11 protein-coding genes are annotated in these 16379 nt (G+C 59.6%); 4 read left to right on the top strand and 7 right to left on the bottom strand.

Features of this window, described 5'->3' with window-relative positions; genetic code table 11:
- The first annotated feature begins 18 nt into the window (after positions 1–18).
- Complete coding sequence (locus PH558_RS18405) at positions 19–2205, top strand: glycosyltransferase family 2 protein (protein WP_095436238.1); 2187 nt, start codon at positions 19–21, stop codon at positions 2203–2205.
- 6 nt (positions 2206–2211) lie between these two features.
- On the opposite strand, the gene PH558_RS18400 is transcribed toward PH558_RS18405, so the two are convergent.
- Together PH558_RS18400 and PH558_RS18395 are read right to left on the bottom strand one after the other, a co-directional pair.
- Positions 2212–5667, bottom strand: a complete 3456-nt coding sequence (locus PH558_RS18400) for an ATP-binding protein (protein WP_285205865.1) — start codon at positions 5665–5667, stop codon at positions 2212–2214.
- On the bottom strand, positions 5667–6902 hold the full coding sequence (locus tag PH558_RS18395; RefSeq protein ID WP_285205863.1) for a metallophosphoesterase family protein: 1236 nt from the start codon (positions 6900–6902) through the stop codon (positions 5667–5669). Before PH558_RS18395 ends, PH558_RS18400 begins: the two co-directional genes overlap by 1 nt.
- 221 nt (positions 6903–7123) lie before the next feature.
- Between PH558_RS18395 and PH558_RS18390 the strand changes: the two genes are divergently transcribed.
- Both PH558_RS18390 and PH558_RS18385 read left to right on the top strand, forming a co-directional pair.
- Positions 7124–8110 (top strand): aldo/keto reductase, encoded by a 987-nt coding sequence (locus PH558_RS18390; protein WP_095434496.1) that lies wholly within the window; start codon positions 7124–7126, stop codon positions 8108–8110.
- 140 nt (positions 8111–8250) lie between these two features.
- Complete coding sequence (locus PH558_RS18385; RefSeq protein ID WP_095434495.1) at positions 8251–8988, top strand: SDR family oxidoreductase; 738 nt, start codon at positions 8251–8253, stop codon at positions 8986–8988.
- Between the two features lie 144 nt (positions 8989–9132).
- On the opposite strand, the gene PH558_RS18380 is transcribed toward PH558_RS18385, so the two are convergent.
- Positions 9133–9651: a winged helix-turn-helix transcriptional regulator gene (locus tag PH558_RS18380; protein ID WP_095434494.1), complete on the bottom strand. Its 519-nt coding sequence runs from the start codon at positions 9649–9651 to the stop codon at positions 9133–9135.
- Between the two features lie 89 nt (positions 9652–9740).
- On the opposite strand from PH558_RS18380, the gene PH558_RS18375 reads away from it, so the two are divergent.
- Positions 9741–10382 carry a dihydrofolate reductase family protein gene (locus tag PH558_RS18375; protein ID WP_095434493.1) on the top strand — a complete coding sequence of 214 codons (642 nt, stop codon included), beginning with the start codon at positions 9741–9743 and terminating at the stop codon, positions 10380–10382.
- Between the two features lie 208 nt (positions 10383–10590).
- Here PH558_RS18375 and hupB read toward each other — a convergent pair whose 3' ends face one another.
- The 4 genes from hupB to clpP form a co-directional block, all read right to left on the bottom strand.
- On the bottom strand, positions 10591–10866 hold the full coding sequence (gene hupB, locus PH558_RS18370; protein WP_015339480.1) for a DNA-binding protein HupB: 276 nt from the start codon (positions 10864–10866) through the stop codon (positions 10591–10593).
- A gap of 203 nt (positions 10867–11069) precedes the next feature.
- A complete protein-coding gene (gene lon, locus PH558_RS18365; RefSeq protein ID WP_095434492.1) occupies positions 11070–13490 on the bottom strand; it encodes an endopeptidase La in 2421 nt (806 codons plus the stop codon).
- A 419-nt stretch (positions 13491–13909) separates the two neighbouring features.
- Positions 13910–15187 carry an ATP-dependent Clp protease ATP-binding subunit ClpX gene (clpX, locus tag PH558_RS18360; RefSeq protein ID WP_047627083.1) on the bottom strand — a complete coding sequence of 426 codons (1278 nt, stop codon included), beginning with the start codon at positions 15185–15187 and terminating at the stop codon, positions 13910–13912.
- A 298-nt stretch (positions 15188–15485) separates the two neighbouring features.
- Positions 15486–16118 carry an ATP-dependent Clp endopeptidase proteolytic subunit ClpP gene (gene clpP, locus PH558_RS18355; protein WP_015339477.1) on the bottom strand — a complete coding sequence of 211 codons (633 nt, stop codon included), beginning with the start codon at positions 16116–16118 and terminating at the stop codon, positions 15486–15488.
- Positions 16119–16379: the final 261 nt, after the last annotated feature.

Here is a 16379-nt window from a genome sequence, read left to right as displayed (position 1 = left end):
GATGAAATCAATATTTCGATGACACTCAAAATCATACCGAACGCCGATCTCGAACGGGAAATCTCTGCTGACGCCGATCTCAGCCTATGGAAATCCTTGGGGGATGATCCGGCTTTCGAGATCAGATTTTTGCCCATGCGAAAGAAACTGGTCGTTATCCATGTGGTCGCGACCGACGAGCCGCTAGACCCCAAGTTCTATATCAATCGCGGCTATGGCTTCCGAGAGAAAGATACGGTCTCGCTCCCGGAAGGGCACCGCTTCGTCATCACCGCCGACATCGGTTCGGTCGGCTCCATTTGCGCCCTGCGTGCCGATCCGGCCAGCTTCCCAACGACGTTCCAGTTCGCCGCCAGGACCTTTGCGTCAAAAAAATCGGCCGAGGCATATATTGCGACCCTTCTTGAACCGGATGGACGGACCAAGCGTGTCGATCTCGGCAAGCTCCCCCAATATTGGATGAAATTGCCCAGGCTTCGCTTCGGGCGACGCGCCGCAAGCCTGACCGTGCAATATGCCGACGCCAGCTATGGGCTTGCCTCCGCACTGGAGGCGACACCGGTATCCGCAACGGCCGGAACCTGGCTGAGCGTCGTCGTTCCCGTCTACAATGCGCCGCCTCGCTATCTGGACGACCTCATCAAATCTTTCGAAGAACAGGGCGAAACAGGCACCGAGCTCATCCTGAGCGATGATGGCTCGGCGTCGCCGGAAACGCGGCAATGGTATCAAAGCCGGCAATCGAAAGACGATATCCGCTTTGTGCTGAATGAGCGCAACGGCGGCATCGCGGCCGCTACCAATGCGGGTCTGTCCCAAGCACGGGGACAATGGATCGCCTTTCTCGATCATGACGATGTCATCGCACCGCATGCCTTCAAGCTCATCCGGCATACGCTGGAGCAAAATCCGGACGCGAATTTCCTCTATACGGACGAGCTGGTGGTCGACGACATCTTGAAGCCGACCGGCGTCATGTTGAAGCCGGCCTATGATTCCGTGCTGCTGACGGGCGTCAATTACATCAATCACTTTTCCATCTACCGCCATGATCGCCTTCGGGAGATCGGCTATCTCCGCATGGGCTACGACGGCTCGCAGGATTACGATCTGCTGTTGCGTTATCTAGAGGGCGTTCCGGAGGAGAGCGTCCTGCACCTGCCCTACCCGGCATACTGGTGGCGCCGCAATGGCAAGACCTTTTCACGCAAGTTCATGGAGGCCGCCACAACGAACGCCAGGAAGGCGCTGGTCGAACGATTTGAGCGGCTAAAGCAGACGATCGCCGTCGAGGACGCTCTCACCACGACGCTGCACCGGATCATCTTCGAAGCCCCGCATGCGTGGCCGAAAATCTCGATCGTCATTCCGAGCAAAAACAATTTCGATCTGATTTCACGCATCCTCGGCGATCTCTTTGAAAAGACGGATTATCCGAATTTCGAAGTTCTGGTCATCGACAACGGCTCTACGGATCAACCGGTCCTCGATCTCTACGAGCGCTACCGCCAGAGCGAGCCGCGATTCTCGGCGACTATCATACCGGAAGCCTTCAACTTCTCGCGCTCGGTCAATCGCGGCCTGAGCGCAGCGACGGGGGAGCACTATCTCATTCTGAATAACGACGTCGAGGTCATCGAAGCGGACTGGTTGAAGGAAATGGTCTCCTGCCTCGCCTATGACAGGACCGGCATCGTCGGCGCCAAACTGCTCTTCCCCAACGACAAGATGCAGCATGCCGGTGTAGTCATCGGTTTCGGCGGTCTTGCCGGTCACTGGTACATGAACAAGCCGAAGGAGTTCGGCGGACCGATGAACCGGCTGCATGTGCGCAACACCATGACCTGCGTGACCGGAGCGGTGATGCTGATCTCGGGGAACTGCCTACGGAAAATCGGCCTCTTCGACGAGGAGAATTTCGGGGTCGCCTATAATGACGTGGATTATTGTCTGCGGGCGCACAAGGCCGGCTATCGCATCGTCTGGACGCCGTTTGCCTGTCTTTATCACCATGAATCGCTGTCGCGTGGCTCGGACAAATCCGGCGAGCGAAAGAAGCGCTTCGAGCAGGAAAAGCAGAACTTGCGCCGGCTCCACGCCACGCAGGGTTTCATCGACCGCGCGCTCAATCCGGCCTATAGCCGCGATAAATCGGACCCCAAGATCGTGGTGCCGACGCGACTGCATATCCCGTCGATGTCTTAGAGAGATTCAAAGCTGGATCAGATCGAGACCCCGACCGATCTCGCTCTTGGCGATCTCGACCACGCTTCTCTCATGGGTAAAGAGGATCGTCTGGAACCGATCGGCCGTAGCAGCCAGCACCTGCAGACCGGCCCGAACGCGCTCGTCATCGAAGGTCTGGAATATGTCGTCGACGATCAACGGCGCCGGCTCGTTGCGGGCGGCATAATCTTCGAGGAATGCCAGCCGCAGCGCGAGATAAAGCTGGTCGCCCGTTCCTTCGCTCAGGCCATCGAGCGGTACGCGTTCGCCCGCCGCACGTTCCGCCAGCAGCTGCAGCGCGTCACTTTCATCATGCGCTTCGACAAGGCGGGAGAAACGCCCGCCTGTCAGCTGCGAGAACAGTTCGCCGGCCCGCCTGATGACGGGATCGGCCTGCTTCTCGCGATAGGCTTCCATCGAGCCTGCCAGCATGCGGGCCGCAATCTTCAGCACGACCCATTGCCGTGCGAGATCCTTTGCCTCTTGCTCGGCCGAGAGCTTTTCGAAAACCGCATATTCGGCACTGACACCGGTTTCCAGCGCTTGCCGTTGCCGACGGTTCTCCGCCAGACGCGCCGAAAGCTCGCCATGCGTTGCAAATTGCCGCTGATCTTCCTCGGTCAATCGTTCGATTTCGAGATCGGCGACAACGCGTTCGAAGCCTGCCAGCTCAGCGCGGAGTTCGTCTTCGGCCTTGCCGTCGGCCTGCAGCCGGAATCGATCACGGCTTTCGGCGAGCCGGGCAGTGAGACGCGCGCGTTCACGCAGGCGAGAGAGGAGTGCCGGCAGATCTTCGACGCCGTCGAGATCCGCGGTCAGATGATCGAGATCGGTAGCGATGGCGGCAAGAGCAGCTTCCTGGCGGACGACGAGCCCTTCCCCACGCTGCCGTTCCTCCTCCAGGGCGTCGCGCTTCTTCAGTTCGCCGCGCATGGCGTTGACGCGGGTATGCAGTGCCTCGGCAGCGGCATCCGGCGGCAGATGATCCAGCTCATAGCCGCTATTGGCGCCAAGGGTCGCCAACCGCCGCTCGAAATCCGCCATGTCGCGCCGCATGCCATTGACCCGGCGCAGGCGGTTTTCGCGCTCCGCCAGGACATCGGGCAGTTCCTGCCATGCCTTCAAGGCGGCATTTGCCATGTCCAAGGTCGTGTCGCATGGCAGACCAAGCAGTTCCACGGCTTTAGCGAATGCGCCGCGCCAATCGGTGTACTGTCGTTCCAAGCTCTTTTGCTGGTCGTCGAACCGGACCAGCCTTTCACGCGCCGCGCCGATCTCCCCTTCCCGCGTGCGGCTTTCGCTCCAGCGTTCGGACAGAAGGCGCAGATGCTTGCGCAGGCCTTCCGCAATCGCTGCCGGCGGAAGGCGGCCGCTCTTATAGCCGCTTGCCTCGACGATATCCTGTAGAGCGGGCAAGACGCGGTTTTCCGCCAACGCATTCTCATGCCGTTGATCGATTAGATCCCGCAACGCTTTGCGCTCGCGCCGCAGCAGCTCCACTCCACGGCGCCATTCCAGCATCGTCGATGGATCGAGGGCATCGACACCGCAACGCTCAAAAAGGGCTGCGAAGGCTTCCTGTGCATCCTTCAGCGTCTTCTCGAAGCCCTTGAGCCGACTGGAAGCCTCCTCCCGCTCCTGCAGCAGACGCGCCTGCCGCAAACGATAGTCGGCGTGGCGCGCGACCCGATCCGCATCGCTCAGGGCGGCATCGGCCAGACGGTCCGCCTCGGCCACGCTGGCAGTCAGTGCCGCAAGGATCTTCGCTTCCGGAGCCGCGCCGTCCTTCCACTTTTCCTGGATGGAGGCCCATTGCGCATCACGGCTTTCGCGTGCAGCGGCGATCTGCTCGCGCGTGACAACTGGCCCGGTGCGCTCGGCATCCACAAGCGTTCGTTCTACCTCCGTCAGCTGCTCATCATAGGTCTGCAGCTTGCCGGCAGCCTCGCGCACCTTTAATCGAGCGGCGTCGATGATATCGCGATGCCCTGCGATCTCCGTCACTTCCGGCAGCGGTACCGAGAACAATGCATCAATGTCGCCGACGGGTGGCTGCAGCCGTCCAGCCGCCTCGTGGAGTTCGGCCTCGGTGCGACGTATCTGGGTTTCCAGCCCATCAAGGCGAGCCAAGGCGGAGAGATCGCTGCCCAAAGCCTCAAGCTGGTCAATATAAGGTCTCGGATCGATCAGCCGCCCGTTAAGGCTGTCCCTCTCCAGAGCGGCCAGCTGTCGGCGTTCGCTCTCGGATTGCTCGGCAAGCGACTGCATCTGCCGCGCAAGCTGCCTGCCCTGCTCCACCAATTCGGACAGGCGAGTACGATCGATATCGCTCGGCTGCTGTCGTTCCAGCTCGGCTTCGGCAAGACCGAGGCGACGGGCAAGCTGTGAAAGCGTCGTGTCGTAACCGGCAAGTTCCTGATCGACGCGCGGCAGATCGTGACGCTGGGCGCGGTAGTTGCCGGTATCGGCAAAGAGCTGCGTGATATCGCCCGACATCTGCAACAGCGTTTCATCCACCTGGATACGTGCGAGATCTTCCTCGGCGCGCGCAACAGCTTGTCGCGCTCGTCGCAGTTCCGCTTCGCTCGTCTCTTTATCCCGCAGTCTCTGTTCTAGCTTGTCGGCAAAGCCGTCCGGTATGGCGGCAATATCGGAAAGGCCATCGAGCGCAAGAGTTTCCGCATCGATTTCTGACAGCAAGGGCTGCAGGGTTTTCAGCCGCTGGAGCCGATCCAGCGCCTCGCGCGTGCTGCGGCGCTCCGCCTGCAGTCGCTCCAGCTCCGTCTCCAGCTCGGCCGCTTCGACAAGCAGCTTCTTCCAGTCACGGGATTTAAGCTCGTTGTCCTTCTCAGCCTTGCGGGCATCCTCATAGCGGTCGAGAGCCTGGTAGAAGCCACGATCCTTCGAGCGCCTAGCCGCATAGATGCCGTCAGCCTCCGCTTCCAGCGACTGGCGCAGACGTGACAGGTCCGTCAGACCGGACGCCGCCGAAAATAGCAGACTGCCGATCTCGCCGCCGCTGCGCAGCATCGCCGTCGCGCCCTGCCGCAGTCGCTGCGAATCGAGCCCGAAGGCGCGTTCGAAGACATCGCGGCTGAGATTACCAAGGAAGGACGAAAGCGCATCTTCAGCGAGCGCCGTCTCCTTATCGTCGGGCGCGAGAAGCGTCCCCTTGCGGCCACGGCGGCGGCGGAAGCTCAGCTTTGCACCATCACGCGCGCTGATATCTGCGCCGATCCTCAAGGTATTTGGCTCATGCAGGAAGCTTTGTTCGGCGGCGGTTGGGAAACCGAAGAGAAGATCGGAGATCGCGCTCAAAGCCGAGGATTTGCCCGCCTCGTTCGGACCGTAGATCACATGCAGCCGTGCATCGGGGCGAAAATCGATCGCTCGATCGGTCAGCGCGCCATAGCGGAGAATATCGAGCCGGGTGAAGCGCATCAGCCTGCCCCCTGCCCGCGCGCCAGCAGCAATTGTCGCGCCTCTTCGATGAGGGCATCCATGCTGTCGTCCAGCGGCTGTTCCGTCGCGCCGAGGCCACCCGGCAGGCGCACCGCAATCTCATCGATCAACCGGGCCGCCTCTGCTGCAATATCCGTATCGCCGGCATGGTCTGCCAGTAGCTGGCGCAGATCGAGCGCGCCGTCCGCCTCCGCCGATCTTTCCGGCGGCGGCTCAAGGCGCAGTTCCAGCTTTTCCAGCCAGATATCCTCATGCACGCGGTGACAGGCGGCTTCCACCTCGTCGCGCCATTGCTGACGGTTGGCAGCGATCGCACCCTGCAGAGGCGTCACGCCGGAAAGCCGCACACGCAGAGCGGTCATGCGACCTGCCATCTCATCGGCAATCGGCTGCACCGCCTGCTCTACATGGCGCAGGATTGCTGCCTGATCGTCCTCCGGTCCAACCACGATATCGACTTGCGCAAAGCGCGCCTCATCGACGATCAGACGCTCATGATCGATCCGCCCATCTTCCACGGTCACGAGTACCGCGCCCTTGGCACCGCGTTCACGGATATTGCGGCCCTGCAGATTGCCTGGAAAAATGACAAGTGGATCCTGAGCCACCACTTCGAAATCGTGCACATGGCCGAGCGCCCAGTAGTCATAGCCGCGCGACCGCAGATCATCGACGGAGCATGGGGCATAGAGCGCATGCGGCTCGCGCCCGGTCAGCGAAGTGTGGAGAATACCGATATTGAACCAGCCGGAGACAGGTGCGGGATAGGTGATCGCCAGATTGTCGTTGGCGGAGCGTTCGGCAAAGCCCTGGCCGTGCAGCGCCACCTTCAGCGCCTCCAGCCTGACGCTGCCCGGCTTGCCGGTCGGAAACTCGTGGACGTTCGGCGGCAATGTGATGGTTTTAGTGATGACGCTTGCCGCATCGTGATTGCCGCGCAGCAGGTAGACCGGAATTCCCGCACGTTCCAGCCGCGCCATCTCGCGATTGAAGAAAAGCCCGATCTTGTTGTCCTTCCAATCCCCATCATAGACATCGCCGGCAATGACGAAGAAATCGACCCGCTTTTCGATCGCCAGCCCGACAAGCGTCGAGAAGGCCTTGCGGCTCGCTTCCACGAAGACGGCAGCGACGGCGGCGTCCTTCAAGGCGAGCCCCTGGAAAGGGCTACCAAGATGCAGATCGGCGGCGTGGATGAAGCTGAAAGAGGGCATGGGCTCCGATAACAGTCAGAAATCCGGTCTTTCCTTTTAAGGAAATAGAGGCGCAATGAATACCGCGCCAGCGGCTTCATCCAACGGTTTCGTGAGTCGGCCCGCCTCGCCCTGTTTCTCAGTCACGCGATTGCGATCCTTGATCGCCAATGTACGCTTGTGGCCCTGTCGGACGGCTGCTACTGCGCTATCATCATACAAATAAAAGAGAGGAGATTCTCATGAGACATCATGCTTTCGGACGGACGCCCTTTATCGTGACCGATGTCGGCTTCGGCGCCTGGCAGATCGGCGGCGCATGGGGCGATGTCAGCGAGGCCGACGGTCGCGCGGCGTTGAATGCCGCTCTCGATGCCGGCATGACCTTCATCGATACCGCCGATGTCTATGGCGACGGTCGCTCGGAAAAGATCATCGCGGATGTGCTGAAGGCGCGCGATGGCGCGCGGCCGATGGTGGCGACGAAGGCTGGCCGCCGGCTGAGCCCGCATGTGGCCGACGGCTATACCAAGGCCAATCTCGAAGGCTTCATCGACCGCAGCCTGAAGAACCTCGGCGTCGAGAGCCTTGATCTCGTCCAGCTTCATTGCCCGCCGACCGAAGTTCTCTATCGGCCGGACATTTTTGCCGAGCTCGACGAATTGCAGAAGGCCGGCAAGATCAAAGGATACGGCGTCAGCGTCGAGAAGGTCGAGGAAGCGCTGAAGGCGATCGAATATCCGGGCGTGCTCAGCATCCAGATCATCTACAACATCTTCCGTCAGCGTCCCGACCATCTATTCTTCAAGGAGGCCAGACGCAAGAACGTCGCCGTCATCGCCCGCGTGCCGCTGGCCTCCGGCCTGCTCTCCGGCAAGATCACCCGCGACACGCAATTCGCCAGCGATGACCATCGCAATTTCAACCGTCATGGCGAGGCCTTCGATGTCGGCGAGACCTTTGCCGGCGTACCGTTCGAAGTTGGTCTCCAGGCCGTGGAAGAGGTGCGCAAGCTGGTTCCGGCCGGCGCGAGCATGGCTGCCTTTGCGCTCCGTTGGATCCTGATGAACGATGCCGTCACCGTCGTCATCCCTGGCGCCCGCAATGCCGAGCAGGCAAAGGCTAATGCAGCCGCCGCCGATCTCGCTCCGCTTCCGGCCGATGTCATGGCGGCGACGCGTGAGATCTACGAGCGCCTGATCGCGCCTCATGTTCATCATCGCTGGTAACATCCATATCTGAAATGGATGGCCGGAATGCGCTTTCGGCCATCCGTGGACGTATTGTTCGCAGGTGCAGAGACAGCGTGCTACTGGCCAAGCTTAGAGCCATTGAGGAAAAGGGCAGGACGCCCCCAAGGAGGAATATCATGAAAGTAGCGCTGGTAACGGGCGCCTCTCGCGGTCTGGGTGCGGTGATCGCCTTGGAGCTTGCCGAGGCCGGCTGGGCCGTCGCCGTCAACTATGCGAGCGACACTCAGAGGGCCGAGAAGATCGCCGATACCATTCGGCAGCGTGGTGGGCAGGCTTATGCCGCGAAATTCAGCGTGATCGACAAGGATCAGCTCGTGGATGGTCTGGAAAAGATCAGGGCATCGCTCGGACCGGTCGATCTCATCGTCAACAACGCGACCGGTCCTCAGCCGGACATGCCGCTCATGGAGCAATCCTGGCGGACTTACCTCGACCAGCTCGAATTCTTCGTCAAGGCGCCGCTGGAACTGCTGCAAGCCGTGCTGCCGGACTGGCGGGCGCGCAAGTCGGGCCGCGTCATCAACATCGGTTCCGAGATCGCTGAGCTCGGCAATCCGAATTTCGGCAATTATGCTGCCGCCAAAGGCGCTATGCTTTCGATGACGCGCTCCTGGGCGAGAGAGCTCGCGCCGGAAGGCATCACCGTCAATCTCATCGCGCCTGGCTGGATTCCGGTCGAGCGCCATACCGATGCTTCCCAGCAGGCAAAGGAAGGCTATCTCGCGCAGACGCCCATGGCCCATTTCGGCAAGCCGGAAGACATCGCCGACGCCGTCGTCTTTCTCGCCTCGAGCAAGGCGGATTTCATCACGGGCCAGAAACTTGCCGTCAACGGCGGCCGGACGTTGCTCTGATGCCGCCAGGCAGAGAAACGGATTCGATAACAGACGACTTGAACCGGAATAGCGGTGCTTGCCACTATTTTGCGCCTTTGCTGGACGGTTCCTGCGCAAAGCCGCCGAAGCGGAGCATTCCGCCGTTAGCGGCGCAAAACGATGTCACTCTTTGCGCTCCATTTTTGCACGGACCTCGAGAAAGGCGTTTGTAAGCCCCATCAAGACGGGCGATGTGACACTCCCATTTGCTCCGCCGATCGGATCCGCAATGTGAATATTTCTGAGATCGTTCATGAAGTCGTCCCAAAGGGCGGGTCCGCCTTTCTCAAGAAGTTCGGCGCGGATGCTCAGATCTTCGCTGACAGGCAGATGCCGCCGACCCCAGGCGCCGATCATAGCGATCATCGGCACAAGCTGAATCGCCGGTTCCGTCAGACTGTAAATCGCCTTCTGACTGTGGCTGGGATCATCCAGCTTGGTGATCAAGCCGAGTGAAACAAGACGCTTCAGGCGCGCGGCAAGTATGTTGGAGGCAATCCTCTCCTCGGACCGATTGAGCAGTTCGCGAAAATGCCGGCGATTGCCGAACATGATGTCCCGAATGACGACCAGACTCCAGCGATCCCCCAACACTTCCATTGTCAGGTTGATCGGGCACCCCGACCGCCGCTCGATATCCATATTCGCTTCCTTTGGTGAATCGATTGCAATGTAGGACGAGCCATGCTACCACACAACCAGTTGCAAATTGCAATTGGATGGAGGACAGTATGTCAAAAGTTCGTGTTGCAGGATTCTCGCTCTCGATCGATGGTTTCGGGGCTGGATTGGAGCAAAGCCTGAATGACCCCTTGGGCAAGCGCGGGCCGGAATTGTTTGAGTGGTTTTTCCCGACCCAGACATTCCAGGCGATGTTCGGCAAAGAGGGTGAAACCGAAGGTGCCGATGCGAAATATGCAGCATTGGCGAATACGGGTTTTGGAGCCTTCATCCTCGGCCGCAATATGTTCGGCCCCATTCGCGACGAATGGCCCGATGAAAACTGGAAAGGCTGGTGGGGCGACAATCCGCCCTATCACGCGCCGACCTACATCCTGACGCATTATCCCCGCGAGCCGATCGTCATGGAAGGCGGTACGACCTTTTATTTTGTCACGGGCGGGATCGAGGATGCGCTCATGCAGGCCAAGGCCGCGGCCGGAGGCAAGGATATCAAGATCGGCGGCGGTGTCAGCACGGTGCGGCAATATCTCCAGGCAGGCTTGGTCGACGAGATACACTATGCCATTTCACCGGTCGTGCTCGGGAGGGGAGAGGCAATGTTTGCCGGCATCGACCTGCCTTCGCTTGGCTTTCAGGTTGCCGCCCATGAGGCGACGGCGAAAGCCACGCACATCGTCCTGAAGAAATGAGAGCCATCATATCGTTGGTCATCCACGCGCACTGGAGCCATCCGCTTTGACGACGTTGCGAATGTTCGCGTCTCTTGTCGATCGCTCACCGGCCCGGCATTGAACTTTCAGCGCGTAATGCTGCATGAGACCATAAAAAGGGCCCGCTTTTGCGGGCCCCAATCTTGTCCACCCGCAAGGCTAAAGCCTCGCAGCGGGTGAAAACGAATTAGCTGTTGACCGAGTCCTTCAGGCCCTTGCCGGGCGTGAACTTCGGTACGTTACGGGCAGGAATATCGACCTCGGCGCCGGTGGACGGGTTACGGCCCTTGGTGGCTGCACGGTGAGAAACGGTGAAGCTGCCGAAACCAGCAAGGCGAATGTCGCCGCCCTTCTTCAGTTCGGCCTGGACAGTATCGAAAACAGCGTCGACAGCGGAAGCAGCGTCAGCCTTCGTGATACCGGCCTTCTCGGCCACTGCGGACACGAGCTCATTCTTGTTCATGTTTCCACCCCTTTCTCTGGTATGAAACGACTTATCAGTAAGCGGGGCGCAAAATAGCAATGCTCTTACCCGCCGCACCCCCAAAAGCCCTGCAAATCAAGGAAAAGCAAGCGTTGCCATGCGCTTTTCACAAAAAAAGACCGGCAAAAATGCCGGTCTTTTCGTCCATTTACGTCAATTCGACAGAATTGAGGCGAAGGCACTCAATGAGCGATGGCAGAACCCACTTCGTCGACGCCTTCGACCGTTGCGATCACAGGCGTTTCCACAGTGCCATCCCACTCGATCGGTTCGGGACGGCGAACAAGCGCGTGCTTGATCACCTCGCCCATGCGCGACACCGGGATGATTTCCATGCTGTTCTTCACGTTGTCCGGAATCTCCGCCAGATCCTTGGCGTTTTCTTCCGGGATCAGCACCTTCTTGATGCCGCCGCGCAGCGCTGCGAGCAGCTTTTCCTTCAGGCCGCCGATCGGCAGCACACGGCCGCGCAGCGTGATTTCACCCGTCATGGCCACATCCTTGGAAACCGGGATGCCGGTCATGATCGAGACGATCGCGGTTGCCATGGCGACACCGGCCGACGGACCATCCTTCGGCGTCGCACCTTCCGGCACGTGCACGTGGATGTCGCTCTTGTCGAAGCGCGGCGGTTCGATGCCGAAATCGACGGCTCGCGAACGGACGTAAGAGGCCGCCGCCGAGATCGATTCCTTCATGACTTCCTTCAGGTTGCCAGTGACCGTCATGCGGCCCTTGCCCGGCATCATCACGCCTTCGATCGTCAGCAGCTCGCCGCCGACTTCAGTCCAGGCGAGACCGGTGACAACACCGACCTGATCGTCGCGCTCGGCTTCGCCGTGGCGGAAGCGCGGCACACCGAGATAGTCCGGGACATTCTCAGCAGTGACGGCAACCGACTTCACCTTGCCCTTGATGATCTCGGTGACCGCCTTGCGGGCGAGCTTCATCAATTCGCGCTCGAAGTTACGCACACCGGCTTCGCGGGTGTACTGCTGGATGATGACCATCAGGGCGCCGTCGGTGACCGAGAATTCATTCGGCTGCAACGCATGTTCTTTGATGGCCTTCGGCAGCAGGTGCCGCTTGGCGATCTCGCGCTTCTCGTCCTCGGTGTAGCCGGCGATACGGATGATCTCCATACGGTCCATCAGGGGCGCAGGGATATTCAAAGTATTCGCCGTCGTGATGAACATCACGTCCGACAGGTCATATTCGACTTCCAGGTAGTGATCCATGAAGGTCGAGTTCTGTGCCGGGTCCAACACCTCAAGCAGGGCCGAAGACGGATCGCCGCGATAGTCCTGGCCGAGCTTGTCGATCTCGTCGAGCAGGAACAGCGGGTTGGACTTCTTGGCCTTCTTCATCGACTGGATGACCTTGCCGGGCATCGAGCCGATATAGGTGCGGCGGTGGCCGCGGATCTCGGCTTCGTCACGAACGCCGCCAAGCGCCATGCGGACATACTCACGGCCGGTCGCCTTGGCGATCGACTGGGCGAGCGAGGTCTTGCCGACGCCCGGAGGGCCGACGAGGCACAGGATCGGGCCTTTGATCTTGGTGGCGCGGGCCTGGACGGCCAGATATTCGACGATGCGCTCCTTGACCTTGTCCAGACCGAAATGATCCGCTTCGAGGATCTTCTCGGCATTGTTCAGGTCGGCCTTGATCTTCGACTTCTTGTGCCAGGGGATACCCAGAAGCCAATCGAGATAATTGCGCACGACAGTCGCTTCAGCCGACATCGGGCTCATCTGCCGCAGCTTCTTCAGCTCGGCATCGGCCTTTTCCTTGGCTTCCTTCGACAGCTTGGTCTTGGAGATGCGCTCTTCCAGTTCGGCCATCTCGTCGCGGCCTTCCTCGCCGTCGCCAAGCTCCTTCTGGATCGCCTTCATCTGCTCGTTCAGATAATATTCGCGCTGCGTCTTCTCCATCTGGCGCTTGACGCGCGAGCGGATACGCTTCTCGACCTGGAGAACCGAAATCTCGCCTTCCATGAAGCCGAGCGCCTTTTCCAGACGAGCCTTGACGCTGGTGGTTTCCAGCATTTCCTGCTTTTCGGTGATCTTGATCGAAAGATGCGATGCGACGGTGTCCGCCAGCTTCGAATAATCATCGATCTGGCTGGCGGCGCCGACCACTTCCGGCGAAATCTTCTTGTTGAGCTTCACATAGCTCTCGAATTCGGAAACGACGGAGCGGCTCAGAGCTTCGAGCTCGACCTGGTCTTCTTCCGGCTCATGCAGGACATGGCCAAGTGCTTCGTAGAAGTCTTCACGGCCGGTATATTCGTCGATCTCAGCACGCGCACGGCCTTCCACCAGCACCTTGACGGTGCCGTCGGGCAGTTTCAACAGCTGCAGGACATTTGCAACGGTACCGACCTTGTGGATCGCGTCCGGCGCGGGATCATCATCGCTGGCATTGATCTGGGTGACGAGCATGATCTGCTTGTCCGAACCCATCACCTCCTCCAGCGCGCGAATGGATTTCTCCCGTCCGACGAACAGAGGCACGATCATGTGGGGGAAGACCACGATGTCGCGCAACGGCAATACCGGATAGGCAATGCTGTCGTGTGTCGCAGACGTTTTCTTACTCATGTCATTTCCTTTCCGTCGTCCCGTTCCCGGGCTCTCTGCCGGCTGGGGGGAGTTAGCCGGCTCTCTCACTTGGTAAACAAGTGGAGCTTCACACTGCCTATTTCAAGTCACAGGAAACACCGCCACGAGGCAACGATCCCGCATATCCGCAAGGAGGAACGCAACAACAAAACACCAAAGCCCGACAACTCGAACACTGCCGGCGACGCTAAGATCCGAAGAAAAAACGCCGGGCCTGCGCCCCATCCGCCTCATGCTCCAGAATCATGCCATCATGGCTGCAGCAGGGGCTCTTCACAACCGGTTTCAACGGCATTCCCATAAGCTTATCCAAGACTTTATCAGCAAACCGTGCGATTTTTCAAACAGAAAGGGGCCCGTCGATGACGAGCCCCCGATTCGTGATCACGGATGATGGATCAGGCCGTTGCGTTGGCCTTTTCCTCCTGCCGGTCGGCATAGATGTAGAGCGGACGGGCGGAGCCACGAACCACTTCCTCGGAAATGACCACTTCGCGCACGCCTTCCAGGGCCGGCAGCTCGAACATGGTATCGAGGAGGATCTTCTCCATGATGGAGCGCAGACCGCGGGCGCCCGTCTTGCGGACGATCGCCTTGCGGGCGATTTCGCGCAGAGCATCCTCGTGGAAGGTCAGTTCTACGTCTTCCATCTCGAATAGGCGCTGATACTGCTTCACCAGGGCGTTCTTCGGCTCGGACAGGATCTGGATCAGCGCATCCTCGTCGAGGTCTTCCAGCGTCGCCAGAACGGGCAGACGGCCGATGAATTCCGGGATGAGGCCGAATTTCACCAGATCTTCCGGCTCCAGCTCGCGCAGCACTTCGCCGACGCGGCGGTCATCCGGCGCCTTGACGGTCGCGCCGAAGCCGATCGAGGTCTTCTCGCCGCGGGCAGAGATGATCTTGTCGAGGCCGGCAAACGCGCCGCCGCAGATGAAGAGGATGTTGGTCGTATCCACCTGCAGGAATTCCTGCTGGGGATGCTTGCGGCCGCCTTGCGGGGGAACCGAAGCCACAGTGCCTTCCATGATCTTCAGAAGCGCCTGCTGCACGCCTTCGCCCGAGACGTCGCGCGTGATCGACGGATTGTCCGACTTGCGGGAAATCTTGTCGACTTCGTCGATGTAGACGATGCCGCGCTGAGCGCGCTCGACGTTGTAGTCGGCGGCCTGGAGCAGCTTGAGGATGATGTTTTCGACGTCTTCGCCGACGTAACCTGCTTCGGTCAGCGTCGTCGCATCGGCCATGGTGAAGGGAACGTCGATGATGCGGGCGAGCGTCTGGGCAAGATAGGTCTTGCCGCAGCCGGTCGGGCCGACGAGCATGATGTTCGACTTCGCCAGCTCGACGTCACCGTTCTTCGATGCGTGAGCGAGCCGCTTGTAATGGTTGTGAACGGCCACGGAGAGGATCTTCTTCGCCTGCCGCTGGCCGATGACGTATTCGTCAAGAACCTTGATGATGTCCTGCGGGGTCGGAACACCGTCACGAGACTTCACCATCGAGGATTTGTTTTCCTCGCGGATGATGTCCATGCATAGCTCGACGCACTCGTCGCAGATGAATACGGTCGGTCCGGCAATCAACTTCCGGACTTCATGCTGGCTCTTACCGCAGAACGAACAATAAAGTGTGTTCTTTGAGTCGCCGCCGTTGCTGCCGCTGACTTTGCTCATATCACTTTCCTTCCAGCACGCCGCAAATTTCCAAATTGAAATCGCGGTCCACTCTATGCGCCCGCCGGACCTGCCCCTCGTTTGCAGATCGCGGCGCCCTTCAGGGTACTGAACGCAGGCCCGGCAACCAAACCGGAACTGCGTGGCAACGAATCCCCCTTCGAATGCCGAATGCTATGTCACAAAAACGCTACATAGCATTAATGCGTACTATTACCGCGTTCCGCTGCACATTAAACCCCTATTCGATCACAAATGGGATAGAACTGTGGCGTAGAAGTCACCGCCTAGTGGATAATCACGAGGCGGTTTCACCTTCTATTTCAGTACGCGACGTCAGCACCTTGTCGATCAGACCCCATTCCTTGGCCTCATCCGAGGACATGAAATGGTCACGATCGAGCGTCTGCTCGACCTCTTCATAGGTCCGGCCGCAATGCTTGACGTAAACTTCATTGAGACGGCGCTTCATCTTGATGATGTCGCGCGCGTGGCGCTCGATGTCCGAAGCCTGGCCCTGGAAGCCGCCCGAAGGCTGGTGAACCATGATGCGGGAATTCGGCGTTGCGAAACGCATGTCCTTGTCACCGGCGGCCAGAAGCAGCGATCCCATCGAGGCAGCCTGGCCGATGCAGAGCGTCGAAACGGCCGGCTTGATGAACTGCATCGTATCGTAGATCGCCATGCCGGCGGTCACAACGCCGCCTGGCGAATTGATGTAGAGCGCGATTTCCTTCTTCGGGTTTTCGGCCTCGAGGAACAGAAGCTGGGCGCACACCAGCGTTGCCATATGGTCTTCGACCGGCCCGGTCAGGAAAATGATGCGTTCCTTCAGCAGGCGGGAATAGATATCATAAGACCGCTCCCCGCGGTTGGTCTGCTCGACAACCATCGGCACCAGAGCCATAGCTGTATCGACTGGATTTCTCATGTGCGTCCTTTATCAAACTTGCCCCGGCGACGGAGACGCCGGGAATCGGAGTAAAAATCCTTTACTCCTACATAGAGTGTCCCTGCCCTGCACTTCAAGACGCCCGAAAGCATAACGTCAAAAAGCACGAATGCCCCACGAAGCGTTCACAAAGCATTTCTAACCACGGCGCCTCGAATGCCAAGACGCCGTAGCGACACACCGGCCGCTACCCACTACAATTCGCGGTCGCAAGGTGAAGGAAGCATGAAGGTCGGTACC

Source organism: Rhizobium pantanalense (assembly GCF_030182525.1).
Lineage (GTDB): Bacteria > Pseudomonadota > Alphaproteobacteria > Rhizobiales > Rhizobiaceae > Rhizobium.
The sequence above is the reverse complement of the archived record's forward strand: the minus strand, read 5'-3'. Positions and strand labels throughout refer to the sequence as shown.

Coding starts and splice junctions, on each gene's coding strand:
- PH558_RS18405 (WP_095436238.1), top strand. CDS start 19: ATGACACTCAAAATCATACCGAACGCCGATCTCGAACGGGAAATCTCT.
- PH558_RS18400 (WP_285205865.1), bottom strand. CDS start 5,667: ATGCGCTTCACCCGGCTCGATATTCTCCGCTATGGCGCGCTGACCGAT.
- PH558_RS18395 (WP_285205863.1), bottom strand. CDS start 6,902: ATGCCCTCTTTCAGCTTCATCCACGCCGCCGATCTGCATCTTGGTAGC.
- PH558_RS18390 (WP_095434496.1), top strand. CDS start 7,124: ATGAGACATCATGCTTTCGGACGGACGCCCTTTATCGTGACCGATGTC.
- PH558_RS18385 (WP_095434495.1), top strand. CDS start 8,251: ATGAAAGTAGCGCTGGTAACGGGCGCCTCTCGCGGTCTGGGTGCGGTG.
- PH558_RS18380 (WP_095434494.1), bottom strand. CDS start 9,651: ATGGATATCGAGCGGCGGTCGGGGTGCCCGATCAACCTGACAATGGAA.
- PH558_RS18375 (WP_095434493.1), top strand. CDS start 9,741: ATGTCAAAAGTTCGTGTTGCAGGATTCTCGCTCTCGATCGATGGTTTC.
- hupB (WP_015339480.1), bottom strand. CDS start 10,866: ATGAACAAGAATGAGCTCGTGTCCGCAGTGGCCGAGAAGGCCGGTATC.
- lon (WP_095434492.1), bottom strand. CDS start 13,490: ATGAGTAAGAAAACGTCTGCGACACACGACAGCATTGCCTATCCGGTA.
- clpX (WP_047627083.1), bottom strand. CDS start 15,187: ATGAGCAAAGTCAGCGGCAGCAACGGCGGCGACTCAAAGAACACACTT.
- clpP (WP_015339477.1), bottom strand. CDS start 16,118: ATGAGAAATCCAGTCGATACAGCTATGGCTCTGGTGCCGATGGTTGTC.